The organism is Rhodococcus yunnanensis NBRC 103083, from assembly GCF_001895005.1.
Lineage (GTDB): Bacteria > Actinomycetota > Actinomycetes > Mycobacteriales > Mycobacteriaceae > Rhodococcoides > Rhodococcoides yunnanense.
The window spans coordinates 53,081-68,912 of record NZ_BCXH01000012.1 but is presented as its reverse complement, the minus strand read 5'-3'; the positions used below and the strand labels follow the sequence as shown (position 1 = coordinate 68,912).

Genomic DNA, 15,832 nt, shown 5'->3' with positions numbered 1-15,832 from the left:
GGCATGAACACACTCGTCGTCGCAGGCGCAATCGTCTCGAATGGATTGCTTCTTCTGGCTCAGCGGACGAGACCGCCCGAGCTGGCAGGGCTGTGGGAACTGCCGGGCGGCAAAGTCGAACCGGGTGAGAGTCCGGCAGACGCGCTCGAGCGCGAGCTGCGCGAGGAGCTGGGCGTCGAGACGTCGGTGGGGGAGCCGTTGGCGGGAGATGTAGAGCTCTCCGTCGGCCGAGTGCTGCGTGCATATCGCGTCGAGCTGGTGTCGGGAACGCCGGTGCCCCTTGATCATTCAGGCTTACGCTGGGTGGATGCCCGCGGACTGGTCGAGGCGGACCTGGTCGACGCCGACCGTGCGTGGGTGCCCGAGCTGAGCGAACTGCTCAGGCAGCACGAGCCTTCTCGAGACCCTTCTTGAGCTCCTTGCCCGACGCGCCCTGATCCTCGAGCTTCTTCATCCGCATGATGACGACAGGGCATTTGAGGCACCGCGTCTTCTTGCGGCAACACTTCTTCTTGGGCTTGAGACCCGACACGTTCTTGGCCTTGATCTTGCCCATGTACCTGCTCCGGATTCTCGAACTTCTCGGTGAACTTCTGGCCAAGAGTACTGCGTGGTGCAGGTCACCCTCCGGCTACGGGTAAACTCGATCAGTCGCGAGAATCTCGCGGTGCAGCGCGCTTCTCTAGCGACATAAGCCCGCTAGCGAACTAGAGCCCGCATTCGACCCAGGAGAATTTTTCGCGTGAGCGCCCCAAGCAGTGCAGACAACATCGACAGCACCACCACTTTCCGCAACGTAGCCATCGTTGCACACGTCGACCATGGCAAGACCACCCTGGTCGACGCCATGCTCCGGCAGTCAGGCGCCTTCGAGGAGCGCGCCGAAGCGATCGATCGTGTGATGGATTCGGGTGACCTGGAGAAAGAAAAGGGCATCACCATCCTGGCCAAGAACACGGCCGTTCACCGACGAAACGCCGACGGCACGATCACCGTCATCAACGTCATCGACACCCCCGGCCACGCCGACTTCGGTGGTGAGGTCGAGCGCGGCCTGTCGATGGTCGACGGCGTCGTCCTGCTCGTCGACGCATCCGAGGGCCCGCTGCCTCAGACACGCTTCGTGCTGCGCAAGGCGCTCGCCGCGTCGCTGCCGGTCATCCTGGTCGTCAACAAGACCGACCGCCCGGACGCGCGTATCGAAGAGGTCGTCTCCGAGAGCCACGACCTGCTGCTCGACCTCGCGTCCGACCTGGACGACGAGGCTTCCGAAGCCGCCGAGCTCGCGCTCGACCTCCCCGTTCTCTACGCCTCCGGCCGTGAGGGCAAGGCGTCGAAGGAGCAGCCCGAGAACGGCCACGCTCCCGACGCCGAGAACCTCGACGAGCTCTTCGAGGTCCTGCTCAACTACGTTCCCGCGCCGAAGGGCAACGTCGACGCACCGCTGCAGGCCCACGTCACCAACCTCGACGCGTCGGCCTTCCTCGGTCGTCTCGCACTCGTTCGTATCCACAACGGTCAGCTCAGCAAGGGCCAGACCGTCAGCTGGATGCGTGAGGTGGACGGCGAGCCCGTCGTCCAGAAGACCAAGATCACCGAGCTGCTCAACACGATCGGCGTCGAGCGCGTTCCCGGCGAGAAGGGTGTCGCAGGCGACATCGTGGCCGTCGCGGGATTCCCGGACATCATGATCGGTGACACCCTCGCCGACCTCGAGAACCCGGTCGCACTGCCCCGTATCACCGTCGACCAGCCGGCCATCTCGGTCACGATCGGTACCAACACGAGCCCGCTCGTCGGACGCGTCAGCGGACACAAGCTCACCTCGCGCATGGTCAAGAGCCGTCTGGACCAGGAGCTCATCGGTAACGTCTCGCTCAAGGTCCTCGACATCGGCCGCCCCGATGCGTGGGAGGTCCAGGGTCGTGGCGAGCTGGCGCTGGCCATCCTCGTCGAGCAGATGCGTCGTGAAGGCTTCGAGCTGACCGTCGGCAAGCCCCAGGTGGTCACCCGCCAGGTCGACGGCAAGCTGCACGAGCCGTTCGAAGAGCTCACCATCGACACTCCCGAGGAGTTCCTCGGCAGCGTCACCCAGCTGCTTGCCGCGCGCAAGGGCAAGATGGTCCAGATGACGAACCACGGCGCAGGCTGGGTTCGCATGGAATTCATCGTTCCTTCGCGTGGCCTGATCGGCTTCCGCACCGACTTCCTCACCGACACCCGCGGCACCGGCATCGCCAACGCCGTCTTCCACGGTTACGCACCGTGGGCAGGCGAGATCCGCGCGCGCCACACCGGCTCGCTCGTCTCGGACCGTCAGGGAAGCGTCACGCCGTTCGCCATGATCCAGCTGGCCGACCGCGGCACGTTCTTCGTCGAGCCGGGTGCGGACACCTACGAGGGCATGGTCGTGGGCATCAACCCGCGTCAGGAAGACCTCGACATCAACGTCACACGCGAGAAGAAGCTGACCAACATGCGTCAGTCCTCCGCCGACGTCATGGAGACCCTGGCCAAGCCGAAGAAGCTCGACCTCGAAATGGCCATGGAGTTCTGTGCAGGCGACGAGTGCGTGGAAGTGACCCCGGAGGTCGTCCGCGTCCGTAAGGTGCACCTGGATTCCAACGAGCGCGCCCGTGAGCGTTCGCGGAGCAAGTCGCGTGACAAGGCTGCTCTGTAAATTTCGCCAGCGCGCCCGTGCGTGCGCAGTTACGTCGCGACGTAACTGCGCACGCACGGGCTTCGACGTAGGAGGAGCATGTTGCGGCGTCTGCACACCGTGAGTATCGGAATCCTCGCTTTGATCCTCGCAGCGTGCACGGCCAACCCGCCGCCGCCGGTGGAGAGCGTCGAAACACCTGTCACGACCACTCCGGCAGCTCCGGTGGAGACCGGCGATCCCGTAGTCGTGGCCATCGACGACGTCGGAATCGGTTTCAACCCACATCTGCTCTCGGACCAGTCGCCCGCGAACTCCGCGGTGAGCACGCTGGTTCTGCCGAGCCCCTTTCGGCCGGTTCTCGATGCGCTCGACCCGTCCCGAACCATCTGGACGCCGGATTCCTCCGTGCTGATCTCGGCCGAGGTCACCTCGCAGAGCCCCTTCACGATCCGGTACCAACTCCGCAACGAGGCGCAGTGGTCCGACAGCGCGCCGATCGCCGCCGAGGATTTCCGCTATCTGTGGCAGCAGATGATCTCCCAGCCCGGGGTCATCGACCCCGCGGGGTACGCACTCATCGACGACGTCGCATCGTCGGGGGGCGGCAAGACCGTCGACGTCAGACTGCGCGAGCCCTACGCGAACTGGCAGCGACTGTTCACCGATCTGGTGCCCAGCCACCTGCTCAAGGATTCACCCGGCGGCTTCCAACGCGGACTGGCCGAGAACGTCCCCGTCTCCGGTGGACGCTTCAGTATCAAGTCCATCGATCAGGGCCGCGACGAGATTCTCCTCGAGCGCAACGACCGCTTCTGGGACGAGCCCGCTCTGCCCGATCAGATACTTCTTCGCCGCGGTGGTACTGCCGCACAACTCGCCGACTCGTTGCGCTCGAAAGACGCTCAGGTAGCTCAGGTTCGAGCGAGTTCGGCGACCGCCGCGCAACTCGCCGCTATCCCCGGGGTCCGCACCGACGCGAGATTCCAGCCTCGGGTTCTCGATCTCACACTCAACGGGCGTGTCCCCATGCTCACCGATCCTGCTGTGCGAAAAGGCATTCTGGAATTGCTGGATCCGGCATTGCTGTCGACGGTGGCGGCGGGGAGTGGCTCTGCCGACCATCCTGCACGCGCGCAACTGTCGTCTCCGTCCGACCCCGGGTACGCACCGACTGCGCCCGCACCCCTCGGTCGCCCTGCAGCGCTCGACCTTCTCGGACGTGCCGGGTACGTCCCGATCTCCGAGGGTGTTCTCGGAAAGGACGGAGTGCCCGTCGAATTCGTGATCGGCGCGGTCGAGGGGGACAGCACGGCGCTCGCCGTCGCGAACACCGCGGCCGACGAGCTCGCGAGCGCAGGCATCGACGCGACCGTCACCCCGCTCGCGCCCGAGGAGCTCTACGGAAAAGCGCTGACCGACGGCGACGTCGACGCAATCGTGGGATGGACGAGCGTCGGACTCGATGCGGCCACCGTCATGGCGTCGCGGTTCGGTTGCCCGGGGGCGCTACCTGTACCCGAATCCGAGAACGCGGCCACGGTTCCGATCAACACATCGGGGCTGTGCGTTCCAGGGTTGACGGATTCGGTGAATCGCGCTCTGACAGGACAGTTCTCGACCGGTGAGCTGAAGGCCGTTGCCGAACCCGAGTTGTGGTCGCTTGCGGCAGTTCTTCCGATCATGCAGGATTCGTCCGTCGTTGCCGTCGGCACCGGCGTGGAAGGTGTGTCGTTGGAGGGCCCGATCGAATCCGGGATCTTCGGTGACGCAGCTGGATGGATGAGGACCAAGGTCAAGTGAGATTGCTGCTCGTGCATGCACATCCGGACGATGAGACCATCACGACCGGCGGAACGATCGCGCACTACGCCCGCGCAGGCGTCGAGGTGACGGTGTTGACCTGCTCGCTCGGCGAAGAGGGTGAGGTCATCGGCGAGGAGTTGGCGCATCTGATCGCCGACGAGGCCGATCAGCTCGGCGGTTATCGCATTCTCGAATTACACAGGGCCCTCGACGTTCTCGGTGTGCGGGCGCCGAGGTTCCTCGGTGGTGCAGGACGGTGGCGCGACTCGGGGATGGCGGGCACGCCTGCTGCCGCGAATCCACGCGCATTCGTCAATGCCGACCGCGACGAGGCGTTGACGGCGATGCTGTCGGTGATTCGCGACGTCCGTCCGCACGTAGTGGTCGGGTACGACCCCGAGGGCGGGTACGGCCATCCTGATCATCAGCAGGTGCACTCGCTCGTGACCGAAGCATTCGATGTCTCGGGGTCGGATCGCTATCCGAGCGCCGGGGCGCCGTGGACTCCATCGAAGTTCTACTGGACCGTCACCGGTGCGGAGCAGCTGCGCGACGGTGTTGCCGCGATCGCCGACGTCCCCGAGGGGTGGCGTCTGCCGGAGCCGGGCGAACTACCGAGTGTCGCGGAGGAGATCGTGACGACGTCGATCGACGTGCGCAGCGTCTTCGACCGCAAACGTGCGGCGTTGACGGCACACGCGACTCAGGTGACCGTTGCGCCGTCGGGGGTCGAGTACGCGTTGTCGAACAACATCGTGCAGCCCATTCTGGCCGACGAGCAGTACGTTCTCGTACGCGGCGAACCGGGGGAACAGGACGAACACGGACGCGAGCGTGATTTGTTCTCCGGCGTGTGACACTATGACCTACATCACTTCGATACTGATGAGTAGGGTGGATCACACGGGATGTACAACTGGATCGTGCAGGACGCCATCGTCGCGTTCGTGAACTCGCTGATGCCGGATTTCCCGCGTCAGGAAATGCTCTACCAATCAGGACTGACCGATATCGCGACAGCGTTGAGCAACCTGCTGACGTCGTTGGGATACCCTCCGGTCTCCTGATCGCGATCGATACGTCAGTATTGGCAGCATGATCTCGAAGGCCGCGTCCAATACCGTCGTCCTCGTCTCGAGGGCAACGCTCGCGGTGCTCGTCTTCGACGGCTTTCTGTGCGGAATCCTGTCGGTCCTGTTTCTCCCGGCCTACCTCGGTCCGGTTCCGTTTCCTGCGAGTGCGCTGATCGCGGGCGCCGCGAACGTGGCATTGCTGTTCGCCGCGCGCAAGGTGGCCGTTCGGCCTGCTGCCATCGCGTCCCCGCTGATCGGCTGGGGCGCAGGAATACTGCTGTGCATGTTCGGTGGGCCCGGCGGCGATGTGCTTCTGCTCGCCGACTGGCGTACGGCACTTCTGCTGATCGGTGGAGCGGTCCCGCCCGGCATACTTCTGTTCACGTGGCGGTTGCAGGCCCTCACAGCAGTCCCGCATGGGACCCAGCAGCCCGCAGCACATCCTCGACCATCGTCGGAGTCAACCGCCCGGTGAAGGTGTTCCGCTGGCTGACGTGAAAGCAGCCGAACAATCGGATGGTGCCCATGTCCACTCGGGTACCGTGGCCGAACTTCGGGCGCGGACGCGGTACCGCCCAGCCGTTGCTCGCCAGTACCGGCAGCAGTGACTGCCACCCGAAACCACCGAGTACGACGACGGAACGCAGAGTCGGCTTCAACAACCCGAGTTCGATGTCGAGCCACTTCCGGCAGTGGTCTCGTTCGGTGATCGTCGGTGTGTTGTCCGGGGGAGCGCAGTGGACGGGTGCGGTGATGCGGACGCCGCGGAGCGTGAGGCCGTCATCGATGTGCGTCGCGGTCGGCTGGCTCGCGAGCCCGACGGCATGGAGGGCAGCGAAGAGTACGTCTCCGCTGCGATCACCGGTGAACATCCGACCGGTCCGATTGGCGCCGTGCGCCGCCGGGGCGAGACCGACGATCAGCATCGGTGCGTCAGCCGGTCCGAACCCGGGAACGGCCTTGCCCCAATAGGTCTGCTCCTCGAACTGCGGCTTCTTCTCGGCTGCGACCTTCTCGCGCCAGCGCACCAGCCGAGGACATGCCCGACACGACGCAACGGCCGAGTCGAGTCGGTGAATGTCTCTTACGACGACCACTTGTCGCCTGCTCCCGGCGTCACCGCCTCGACGAGCGCCCAGGCCTGTTCGATCGGAATGTCGATGACCTCGTAGTGGCCGACGCCCGCAGGCGTCGCCGCGACGATCGTCGCGACCCCTGCTCGACGTTGGAAGAACGTCTGGCGGACGGTCCATCCGATGATGCCGGCAGCTTCGAGGCTGTGGCGTTTGCGATCGAGCGAACCGTGCCGCGTGATCAACCAGCCCGGCAGTACAGCGTGACCGAGTCCCCGGTTTCGATCCCATGCGACGAAGACCGCCCCTGCCAGCAGGATCGCCGCGGCCACCCAGGCGAGCGGCGGGATCGGGGCGCCGAACGCCTCCGCGATCGCGAGTGCAACGGCCGCGAGCAGAACCGGCACGACGGCTCTGGTGTATCGCCGACGCCGTGCAACCGGTCCGTGCGATCCCAACGGCTTCTGCGCGTCCGCATGCAAGCCGGCGTCGCCGAGAACGACGGTCATCATCCGCCTGGCCTCGTCCGCGGGTGCCTGCGGGAGAAGCATCGACGATTCCTTCTTCTCGGCGCTGACGCCGGTCATGATGGCGTCGAGCCTGGCGCCTCGCGCGCTGCGCAGAAGCAACGGCTCGGACAGCGACGTGCCGCGAAGCCGCTTGCGATCGAGCGTCGTCGACCGGGTCCGCAGAAGGCCGTGGGCCACGTGCAGCCTGGTTCCGTCGTCGGTGACAGTGAGGTTGCCGTACGCGATCAGGTAGCGAGCGCAGGCGAACACGCTCGCCACGATCAGCAGTATCACCAGTCCGACGACGATGACGACGACGAGTCCGAATCGCTCGGCGGAGTCGATGCTGTCGGTGACCACGGACGACTCGGCGAGACGCTGGCCGAGACCGTACTGGAAGAGCACGCCGACGGCGGCTGCGATGGTCACCACTCCCGTGAACGAGAACGGCGCGTACTTCACCCACGACGCCTGCCAGTGCGCGATCTCGATCTCGTCGGGCGGCGGCGTGCCCGGTTCGGCGGCGCTCCGGGTGACTCGCTGCAGGAGTTCCTCCCGCAGGTGCGGCACGATCGAAGCGTCCAGCGCGTTGAGCTCGAACTTCTCACCCTTGCCCGCTTGCTGACCCGTCCCGATACGCAGAATCGACAGACCGAGAACCCGGTGCAGGACGCCGGCTTCGATGTCGACGGATCGAATGCGGCTGCGGGGCACCGAGAGCAGCTTCTTCTGGAAGACACCCGTTCGAAGTTGTACGTGCACCGGACCGATCCGGTAGCTCGTGGTGAACCACCGCAGAACCGCGAACACGACCACGATCGCGAGAACGATCAGACCCCAGAAGTGATTACCGGACTGGCTTCCCACGATGAACGACACGAGCAATACCGGAAGGACCTTGACGGCCTCGTTGACCGGATGGACGAGGAGCATCCGCTTGTCCAGGCGCAACCACGGCTGCTGTTCCTCTTCGACGAGCAGCTTGGTCTCGACCGCCACGGCGCTGTTCTCGGTCACAGCGCTGTTCTCGGTCACGTCGCTGTTCTCGATCATGTTGCATCGCCCTGCGTCCGTCCGGCGATCTCGGTCAGCTGCGCCACCGTCTTGTCCGCCACGTCCTTGTCCAATGCGGTGATCTTCACCGCTCCAGCGGACGAGGCCGTGGTCACCGTGACCGTCGCCAATCCGAGCAGACGGTCGATCGGGCCGCGCTCGGTGTCGACCGTCTGTATCCGCGAGATCGGCGCGATGCGTCGCTCCTGGTCGAACCAGCCCGTCAACGTGTAGACGGCGGTATCGCTGATCTCCCAGCGGTGCACCCGGTATCGCCACAGCGGCACGACGATGATGTGCAGCGCCGCGAGCACCACCGACGCGGCGAACACCACGGTGTGCGGCCATGTGGTCCACCGGCCGTCGAGGACTGCCCAGACAATTTGCGCGATGAACAGCGGAATCCAGACGAGGGCCGCGTTGATGGCCCACAGCCGAGGTGCACGGGAACTCGGACGCCACGCTGGGTCCGTCATCGTGATCATGGCTACAAACCTAGTGGTACCGACCTCCCGGTGGCACGCACTCGTGTCGGAGGAGCATGATCGACTGGTGACCATGCTGCCTGATCCCGCTGCACCTGTCCGTCGATCCGAAAAAGCTCCCGCTGCTTCTGCCATGCGTCGTGTGCTGCGTCGTGCGCGTGACGGTGTCAGTCTCAATGTCGACGAAGCCACCGTGCTGCTCCACGCACGTGGCGACGACTTGGTTGATCTGATGTCGTCGGCGTCCCGCGTGCGTGACGCGGGTTTGCTCGAGGCCGGGCGGCCGAAGACGGTCAGTTATTCGCGCAAGGTGTTCATTCCGATCACCCGGTTGTGCCGGGACAAATGTCATTACTGCACGTTCGTGACGGTGCCGGGCAAGCTCAAAGCCGAGGGCCATGGTTTGTTCATGGATCCGGACGAGATCATCGAGGTCGCGCGCAAGGGCGCCGAACTCGGGTGCAAGGAAGCCTTGTTCACTCTCGGTGACCGACCGGAGGAGCGGTGGCCCGAGGCCAAGGAATGGCTCGACTCGCGCGGCTACGACTCGACGCTGGACTACGTGCGGGCGATGAGCATCCGGGTGCTCGAGGAGACCGGGCTGCTGCCGCATCTGAATCCGGGCGTGATGTCCTGGCAGGAACTCTCGCGACTCAAGCCCGTGGCGCCGTCGATGGGCATGATGCTCGAGACCACCTCACGCCGGCTGTTCGAGGAGAAGGGCCAGGCGCACTACGGCAGCCCGGACAAGGATCCGGAGGTTCGGCTGCGCACGCTGACCGATGCCGGGCGGCTGAACATTCCGTTCACCACCGGCGTGCTCGTCGGGATCGGTGAGACGATCCGTGATCGAGCCGAATCGATCATGGCGATCCGCAAGGTGCACAAGGCGTTCGGGCACGTCCAGGAGATCATCGTGCAGAACTTCCTCGCCAAGGAGGACACTGCGATGCGCAGTGCGCCGAACGCAGGCATGGAGGAATTCCTGGCGACGATCGCCGTCACCCGCATTCTTGTCGGGCCCGCGATGCGGATTCAAGCTCCTCCGAATCTGGTCGAAGCAGAGGAGACCGCCGCGCTGCTCGGCGCCGGTGTCGACGACTGGGGTGGCGTCTCGCCTCTGACACCGGATCACGTCAATCCGGAGCGTCCGTGGCCGAACCTGGACACCCTGGCCGAGCTCAGCGCGGCCGCGGGCTACCGGTTGGTGGAGCGCACGGCGGCACAGCCGCAGTACATCCTTGCCGGCGCGCCGTGGATCGATCCGCGGATCTCGGCGCACGTGAAGGCGTTGGCGGATCCGGAGACCGGCATGGCGCGCGAGGACGTGCTGCCGGTGGGTCTGCCGTGGCAGGAGCCGGACGAGGAGTGGGTGTCGTCGGGCCGGGTGGATCTGAACACCGAGATCGACACCGAGGGCCGCAACACCGAAACGCGAAGCGATCTGGCGAATGCGTTCGGTGACTGGGAATCGATTCGTGAGCAGGTTCGTGATCTGGCCGGTCTCGAACGCGTCGATCGGGACCTGGTGGCGGCGCTGAAGGCAGCGGAGAAGGATCCGGCAGGTCTGTCCGACGAGCAGTATCTGGCACTTGCGACGGCCGAGGGTCCGGGTATGGACGCGGTGGCCGCGTTGGCGGACGATCTGCGTAAGCAGGTCAACGGCGACACCGTCACCTATGTGGTGAACCGGAACATCAACTTCACCAATATCTGCTACACCGGGTGCCGTTTCTGTGCGTTCGCGCAGCGCAAGGGTGATGCGGATGCGTTCACGCTCTCCACAGCCGAGGTCGCCGACCGGGCATGGGAAGCGCACGTGTCCGGTGCGTCGGAGGTGTGCATGCAGGGCGGTATCGATCCCGAGCTGCCTGTCACCGGTTACGCGGATCTGGTGCGCGCGGTGAAGGAGCGTGTGCCGTCGATGCACGTGCACGCGTTCTCGCCGATGGAGATCGTCAACGGGGCCTCTCGCGGTGGGCAGTCCATCAGGGATTGGCTCACCGAACTGCGGGCCGCGGGTCTGGACACCATCCCCGGCACCGCAGCGGAGATCCTCGACGACGAGGTCCGGTGGGTGCTGACGAAGGGCAAGTTGCCCGCCGCCGAGTGGATCGAAGTGGTCACCACCGCGCACGAGGTAGGGCTCCGATCGAGCTCGACGATGATGTACGGCCACGTCGACAATCCGTCGCACTGGGTCGGGCACATGAACGTGCTCAAGAAGATTCAGGACAAGACCGGTGGGTTCACCGAGTTCGTGCCGTTGCCGTTCGTGCATCAGTCCTCGCCGCTGTACTTGGCGGGGGCCTCGCGTCCCGGTCCGACGAATCGGGACAACCGTGCGGTGCACGCGTTGGCGCGCATCATGTTGCACGGCCGGATCGACAGCATCCAGACCTCGTGGGTCAAGCTCGGTATCACCGGCACGCAGGCGATGCTGAACGGCGGCGCGAACGACCTCGGCGGCACCCTGATGGAGGAGACCATCTCGCGGATGGCAGGCAGTCAGAACGGGTCGGAGAAGACCGTCGCCGAACTCCACGAGATCGCGAACGGTATCGGCCGCCCCGCCCGCGAACGCACCACCACCTACGGGCTTGTCGAGAGTGATCAGTCCACGCAGGCTCCACCACTCCGGCGGGCGCCGGCACTCGGGCTCGTCTGAGCATGGACGATCGCACCGTGGCGACGGCTCTCGACCGGGCCGTCGCCATCATCGATCCTGTCCTCGACGTACTGTCCGAGCGGGATCCGGTCGGTCTGAAGAAACGGACGTTTCGGCGGCCCACCGAGACCGATACGGCCGTGGACAAGGTGCTCGACGCGCTCGCTGCGGCGTTGAACGCCACCGATTTCCCCGGTACGGAGGCATGGCAGAAGCTCAACGCCGCCGCGCGCTCGGAATGGTGGGTGGCCCGGATCGGAGCACTGAACACCGTCGCAGTCGCCTTTCCCGGCGTTTTCGGAGTGTTGGTCAATCGGCTTCCGCTGCAGGATCTGCTCGGGTTCGCCAACCAGTCGATGGTGTTGGTCGCCGTGGCACGCGAGAGTGGCGTGACCGGGCGAGGCGACCACGTCCGACTCCTCGCGTCGGTGCTGTGCAACCGTGAGATCGATCTCTCCGAACCCGAGCCAGAACCCGAGCCAGAACCCGAGCCAGAACCTGAGGAGAAGCCGACGAGTCGTCGTGATTGCGGACCCTTCGCGCTGCTCCACGCCATGTGGGATGTCGCGACGGTACTGCGCGAGTTGTCCGGCGAGCTGGCGAAACGTCCGCACAGCCGGGGTGTCTACCGGGTGCTCGCGGCGGTACCCCTCGTCGGCGGCATCGCAAGCTACTTCGGAGAGCGCGGCGCCTTGTCGCGCGCTGCCGAACAGGGTCGACGATGGGTCGCGGACAACGCGAGGCCTGTGCGACACGTAGGCTCTGCTGTGTCGGAGTAACCCGAATGACTGGTCGAGTTCGCGCAAGTGAGGACACCCTGCGCTGATTGTCGGAATTCTTCGACGCGATACTAGGATGCTCAGGGCGCCCGAGGCGGAACCAATGCTTCGGCGTCGATTGTCGAAAAAGGGAGGGAGAGCAGCAGTGCCCTACACGATTGCGGAACCGTGCGTGGATGTGCTCGACAAGGCGTGCATAGAAGAATGCCCGGTGGACTGCATCTACGAGGGTGGTCGAATGCTGTACATCCACCCTGACGAGTGCGTCGACTGCGGTGCGTGCGAACCGGTCTGCCCTGTCGAAGCGATCTTCTACGAGGACGACGTTCCGGATCAGTGGAGCGGATACGTGAGCGCGAACGTCGATTTCTTCGACGACCTCGGCTCACCCGGTGGCGCCGCGAAGCTCGGCAAGACCGACTACGACCCTCCCTTCATCAAAGCGCTGCCTCCGATGGGTGAGCACTGACCTTGGCCCGATTGTCGATGGCAGCTGGACTCCCCGACTTTCCGTGGGACTCCCTCACCGCCGCCAAGGAAAAAGCTCGTGCCCATCCCGGCGGGATCGTGGACCTGTCGGTCGGTACACCCGTGGATCCGGTCGCGCCGATCATCCGCGACGCACTGGCATCGGTGTCGGACGAGCCCGGATATCCGACGACGATAGGCACTCCGGCTCTGCGTGAGGCGGCGGTAGCGGCACTCGAACGTCGGTACGGCGTCACCGGAGTGGGCACCGACGCCGTGCTTCCCGCCATCGGCACCAAGGAAATGATCGCCTGGTTGCCGTCGCTGCTCGGTCTTGGCGCGGGCGATCTGGTCGTGATCCCCGAACTGGCGTATCCCACGTACGAGGTCGGTGCGCTGCTCGCGGGCACGCGTGTCACGCGCGCGGACGGGCTCAACCGGCTCGGCCCCGAACGTGCATCGCTCGTCTTCGTCAATTCTCCGTCCAACCCGACAGGCAAGGTGCTCGGTGTCGACCACCTGCGCAAGGTCGTCGCATGGGCCCGTGAGCGTGACGCAATCGTGGTGTCCGACGAGTGCTACCTCGGCCTGACCTGGGAAGCCGAAGCAACCTCGATTCTCGATCCACGTGTGTGTGACGGTGATCATACGAATCTGCTTGCAGTGCACTCGCTTTCCAAGACCTCGAATCTCGCGAGCTACCGCGCCGGATTCGTCACCGGCGACTCCGCTCTGGTCAAGGAACTGCTCGAGGTGCGCAAGCATGCGGGCATGATCGTGCCGACGCCGATTCAGGCAGCGATGACTGCGGCGCTGTCGGACGACGAGCACGAGCGTGTTCAACGCGAGCGTTACCGTGCCCGACGCACCGAATTGAAGATCGCTGTCGAGAAGGCAGGCTTCACCGTCGATCATTCCGAAGCGGGACTGTACTTGTGGGCAACCCGAGGTGAGCCGTGCCGCGACACGATCACCTGGCTCTCCGAACGCGGAATCCTCGCCGCCCCGGGTGAGTTCTACGGCCCGTCCGGTTCGCAGCACGTTCGGATTGCTTTGACGGCGACCGACGAGAGAATCCATTCGGCCGCGGAGCGCCTCGCAGTCTAAGGTGCGTGCATGACTCTCAGCCTGCTGCTCAGCTTCGCCGGCGTGTGCTTTCTGTTGGCGATACTGCCGGGACCTGATTCGTTCCTGGTGCTGCGCTACAGCATCGGAGGATCGAAGCCTGGTATCGCCGCTGCCATGGGCGTCGCAATCGGCGGGCTGTTCTGGGCCGTGCTGGTCGCCGTCGGGTTGGCCGCGATCGTCGAACAGTCCGCGGCGGCATACCGTGTCATCAAGATTCTCGGCGGCCTGTACCTGTTGTACCTGGGTGTTCGTGCGTTCATGGCACGAAAGAAGAGTGCCACGCGAGGAGTGCCTGCGGCTCCGGTGGCCGCGTCGATGCGATCGGCGTTCGGTGCGGGCGCGCTCTCCTGCGCTCTCAATCCCAAGGTCGGCCTGTTCTACCTCGCCGTCGTACCGCAGTTCTTGACGGTGGTCACGTTCGCTGGAGCGATGGCGCTCGGTGTCGTGGAAGTCGTCGTCGCCGCAATTGTCATGGGCGCCTTCTCCTTTGCGGCCTCGCGGGCTGTCGAGCTGCTGCGCAGGCCCAGGGTGACCGACTGGCTCGACCGCATCAGCGCGGGAGTACTGGCGGCACTCGGCGCAGGCACGGTTGCCTCGTCGGTATGAGTGCAGACTCTACCCTCACGTGAGGGTAGAGTAGCGCCACGTGCCTACCGACGTCCTGTCCGCGCTGCGGTCACCGAAACTGTTGAAAACCGAGGTGCTCGCCGGGCTCGTCGTCGCGCTCGCTCTCATCCCGGAAGCGATTTCGTTCTCGATCATCGCCGGCGTCGACCCCGGTGTCGGATTGTTCTCGGCCTTCACGATGGCCGTCACCATCGCACTGGTCGGTGGCCGCACCGCGATGATTTCGGCGGCAACCGGATCCGTTGCACTCGTCATCGCGCCGATCGTTCCCCAATACGGCCTCGACTATCTCGTTGCGACGGTCTTGCTCGGTGGCGTGATGCAGATCGCGCTCACCGCGCTCGGGGCGGTCAAGCTTCTGCGATTCATCCCGCGCAGCGTGATGGTCGGCTTCGTCAATGCACTCGCGATCCTGATCTTCATCGCCCAACTTCGGTATTTCGTCGACGTCTCCTGGCTCGTCTTTCCGATCGCCGTCGCCGCGATCGTGATCATGGTGGTGTTGCCACGGCTGACGACAGCGATCCCTGCACCGCTCGTCGCCGTGGCCGCCCTCACGCTCGTGACAGTCGTGTTCGGCGTGCACGTGCCGAATGTCGGCGACGAGGGCGAGCTGCCGTCGTCGTTGCCCTCGCTGTTCATGCCCGATCTTCCGGTGAATCTCGACACGCTGAAGATCATCGCGCCCTTCGCTTTCGCCATGGCACTCGTCGGGCTGCTCGAATCGCTGCTCACCGCCACGCTCGTCGACGACATCACCGACACGCCGTCGAGCAAGACTCGGGAAGGTGCAGGCCTCGGAGTCGCGAACATCGTCACCGGGGCCTTCGGCGGCATGGGCGGCTGCGCGCTGATCGGGCAGACGATGATCAACGTCAAGATCTCGGGTGCGCGCACCCGTATCTCGACGTTCCTCGCAGGTGCATTTCTGCTCGTGCTCGTCGTGGTGTTCGGCGACGTGGTGGCGCGAATCCCGATGGCGGTGCTCGGAGCCGTCATGATCATGGTGTGTGTCGCGACGTTCGACTGGCACTCGATCGCCCCGAAGACGCTGCGCCGCATGCCTCTGAGCGAGACCGCGGTCATGGTGGCCACGGTCGCCGTCACAGTACTGACCGACAATCTCGCCTACGGCGTGGTCGTCGGTGTGGTCGTCGCGATGATTCTGTTCGCCAGACGCGTCGCGCACGTCACCGAGGTCGTCGAGATCGCGCACCCCGACGCCGATACCAGGGTGTACGGCGTCCGCGGCGAGCTGTTCTTCGCCTCGAGCAACGATCTGATCCATCGGTTCGAGTACGCCACAGACCCACAGAACATCGTCATCGACCTGTCCGAGGCACACGTCTGGGACGCGTCGACCGTTGCTACCCTCGACGCCGTGACGACCAAGTACGCCAAATACGGCAAGTCCGTCTCGATCGTCGGACTGCACGGGCCGAGCAAGATCAGGCACGAGCGACTCACCGGCCGATTGGGTGGGGAAGGCTGAATCGTGGACGGC

At 65.0% G+C, this 15,832-nt stretch carries 16 protein-coding genes; 12 read left to right on the top strand and 4 right to left on the bottom strand.

The features are described from left to right. The first annotated feature begins 3 nt into the window (after positions 1–3). Positions 4–414: a (deoxy)nucleoside triphosphate pyrophosphohydrolase gene (locus RY1_RS18695; protein WP_072805534.1), complete on the top strand. Its 411-nt coding sequence runs from the start codon at positions 4–6 to the stop codon at positions 412–414. On the opposite strand, the gene RY1_RS30165 is transcribed toward RY1_RS18695, so the two are convergent. Continuing rightward, on the bottom strand, positions 380–556 hold the full coding sequence (locus RY1_RS30165) for a hypothetical protein (RefSeq protein WP_169914756.1): 177 nt from the start codon (positions 554–556) through the stop codon (positions 380–382). The two genes, RY1_RS18695 and RY1_RS30165, sit on opposite strands and share 35 nt — an antisense overlap. 186 nt (positions 557–742) lie before the next feature. Between RY1_RS30165 and typA the strand changes: the two genes are divergently transcribed. From typA to RY1_RS18675, 5 genes are all read left to right on the top strand, one after another. Further along, entirely contained in the window at positions 743–2,680 is a 1,938-nt protein-coding gene (typA, locus tag RY1_RS18690) for a translational GTPase TypA (protein ID WP_072805533.1), read from the top strand. Between the two features lie 78 nt (positions 2,681–2,758). Next, entirely contained in the window at positions 2,759–4,462 is a 1,704-nt protein-coding gene (locus tag RY1_RS18685) for an ABC transporter family substrate-binding protein (protein WP_072805532.1), read from the top strand. Next, entirely contained in the window at positions 4,438–5,322 is an 885-nt protein-coding gene (mshB, locus tag RY1_RS18680; RefSeq protein ID WP_072805531.1) for an N-acetyl-1-D-myo-inositol-2-amino-2-deoxy-alpha-D-glucopyranoside deacetylase, read from the top strand. The genes RY1_RS18685 and mshB overlap by 25 nt, the downstream gene beginning before the upstream one ends. 51 nt (positions 5,323–5,373) lie before the next feature. After that, positions 5,374–5,532: a hypothetical protein gene (locus tag RY1_RS30160; RefSeq protein ID WP_169914754.1), complete on the top strand. Its 159-nt coding sequence runs from the start codon at positions 5,374–5,376 to the stop codon at positions 5,530–5,532. A gap of 28 nt (positions 5,533–5,560) precedes the next feature. Further along, positions 5,561–6,013, top strand: coding sequence for a hypothetical protein (locus RY1_RS18675; RefSeq protein ID WP_072805530.1), 453 nt, complete (start codon positions 5,561–5,563; stop codon positions 6,011–6,013). Here the strand turns inward: RY1_RS18675 and RY1_RS18670 are convergent. The 3 genes from RY1_RS18670 to RY1_RS18660 all read right to left on the bottom strand — a co-directional run bounded on the left by RY1_RS18670 (position 5,940) and on the right by RY1_RS18660 (position 8,658). Next, positions 5,940–6,635: a uracil-DNA glycosylase gene (locus tag RY1_RS18670; protein WP_072805529.1), complete on the bottom strand. Its 696-nt coding sequence runs from the start codon at positions 6,633–6,635 to the stop codon at positions 5,940–5,942. The two genes, RY1_RS18675 and RY1_RS18670, sit on opposite strands and share 74 nt — an antisense overlap. Beyond that, positions 6,623–8,053: a PH domain-containing protein gene (locus tag RY1_RS18665; protein WP_245819761.1), complete on the bottom strand. Its 1,431-nt coding sequence runs from the start codon at positions 8,051–8,053 to the stop codon at positions 6,623–6,625. Before RY1_RS18665 ends, RY1_RS18670 begins: the two co-directional genes overlap by 13 nt. A gap of 116 nt (positions 8,054–8,169) precedes the next feature. Further along, the gene (locus RY1_RS18660) at positions 8,170–8,658 is read right to left on the bottom strand and encodes a PH domain-containing protein (RefSeq protein WP_072805528.1); all 489 of its coding nucleotides are present in this window, start codon (positions 8,656–8,658) and stop codon (positions 8,170–8,172) included. A gap of 73 nt (positions 8,659–8,731) precedes the next feature. On the opposite strand from RY1_RS18660, the gene RY1_RS18655 reads away from it, so the two are divergent. From RY1_RS18655 to RY1_RS18630, 6 genes are all read left to right on the top strand, one after another. Continuing rightward, on the top strand, positions 8,732–11,326 hold the full coding sequence (locus RY1_RS18655; protein WP_174565428.1) for a bifunctional FO biosynthesis protein CofGH: 2,595 nt from the start codon (positions 8,732–8,734) through the stop codon (positions 11,324–11,326). A 2-nt stretch (positions 11,327–11,328) separates the two neighbouring features. Continuing rightward, entirely contained in the window at positions 11,329–12,105 is a 777-nt protein-coding gene (locus RY1_RS18650; RefSeq protein WP_072805527.1) for a hypothetical protein, read from the top strand. 145 nt (positions 12,106–12,250) lie between these two features. Next, positions 12,251–12,574: a ferredoxin gene (gene fdxA / locus RY1_RS18645; RefSeq protein WP_072805526.1), complete on the top strand. Its 324-nt coding sequence runs from the start codon at positions 12,251–12,253 to the stop codon at positions 12,572–12,574. A gap of 17 nt (positions 12,575–12,591) precedes the next feature. Then, positions 12,592–13,680, top strand: coding sequence for a succinyldiaminopimelate transaminase (dapC, locus tag RY1_RS18640; protein WP_174565419.1), 1,089 nt, complete (start codon positions 12,592–12,594; stop codon positions 13,678–13,680). A 9-nt stretch (positions 13,681–13,689) separates the two neighbouring features. Beyond that, complete coding sequence (locus RY1_RS18635) at positions 13,690–14,307, top strand: LysE family translocator (protein ID WP_072805524.1); 618 nt, start codon at positions 13,690–13,692, stop codon at positions 14,305–14,307. Between the two features lie 40 nt (positions 14,308–14,347). Then, complete coding sequence (locus RY1_RS18630; protein ID WP_072805523.1) at positions 14,348–15,820, top strand: SulP family inorganic anion transporter; 1,473 nt, start codon at positions 14,348–14,350, stop codon at positions 15,818–15,820. The last annotated feature ends 12 nt before the right edge of the window (positions 15,821–15,832 follow it).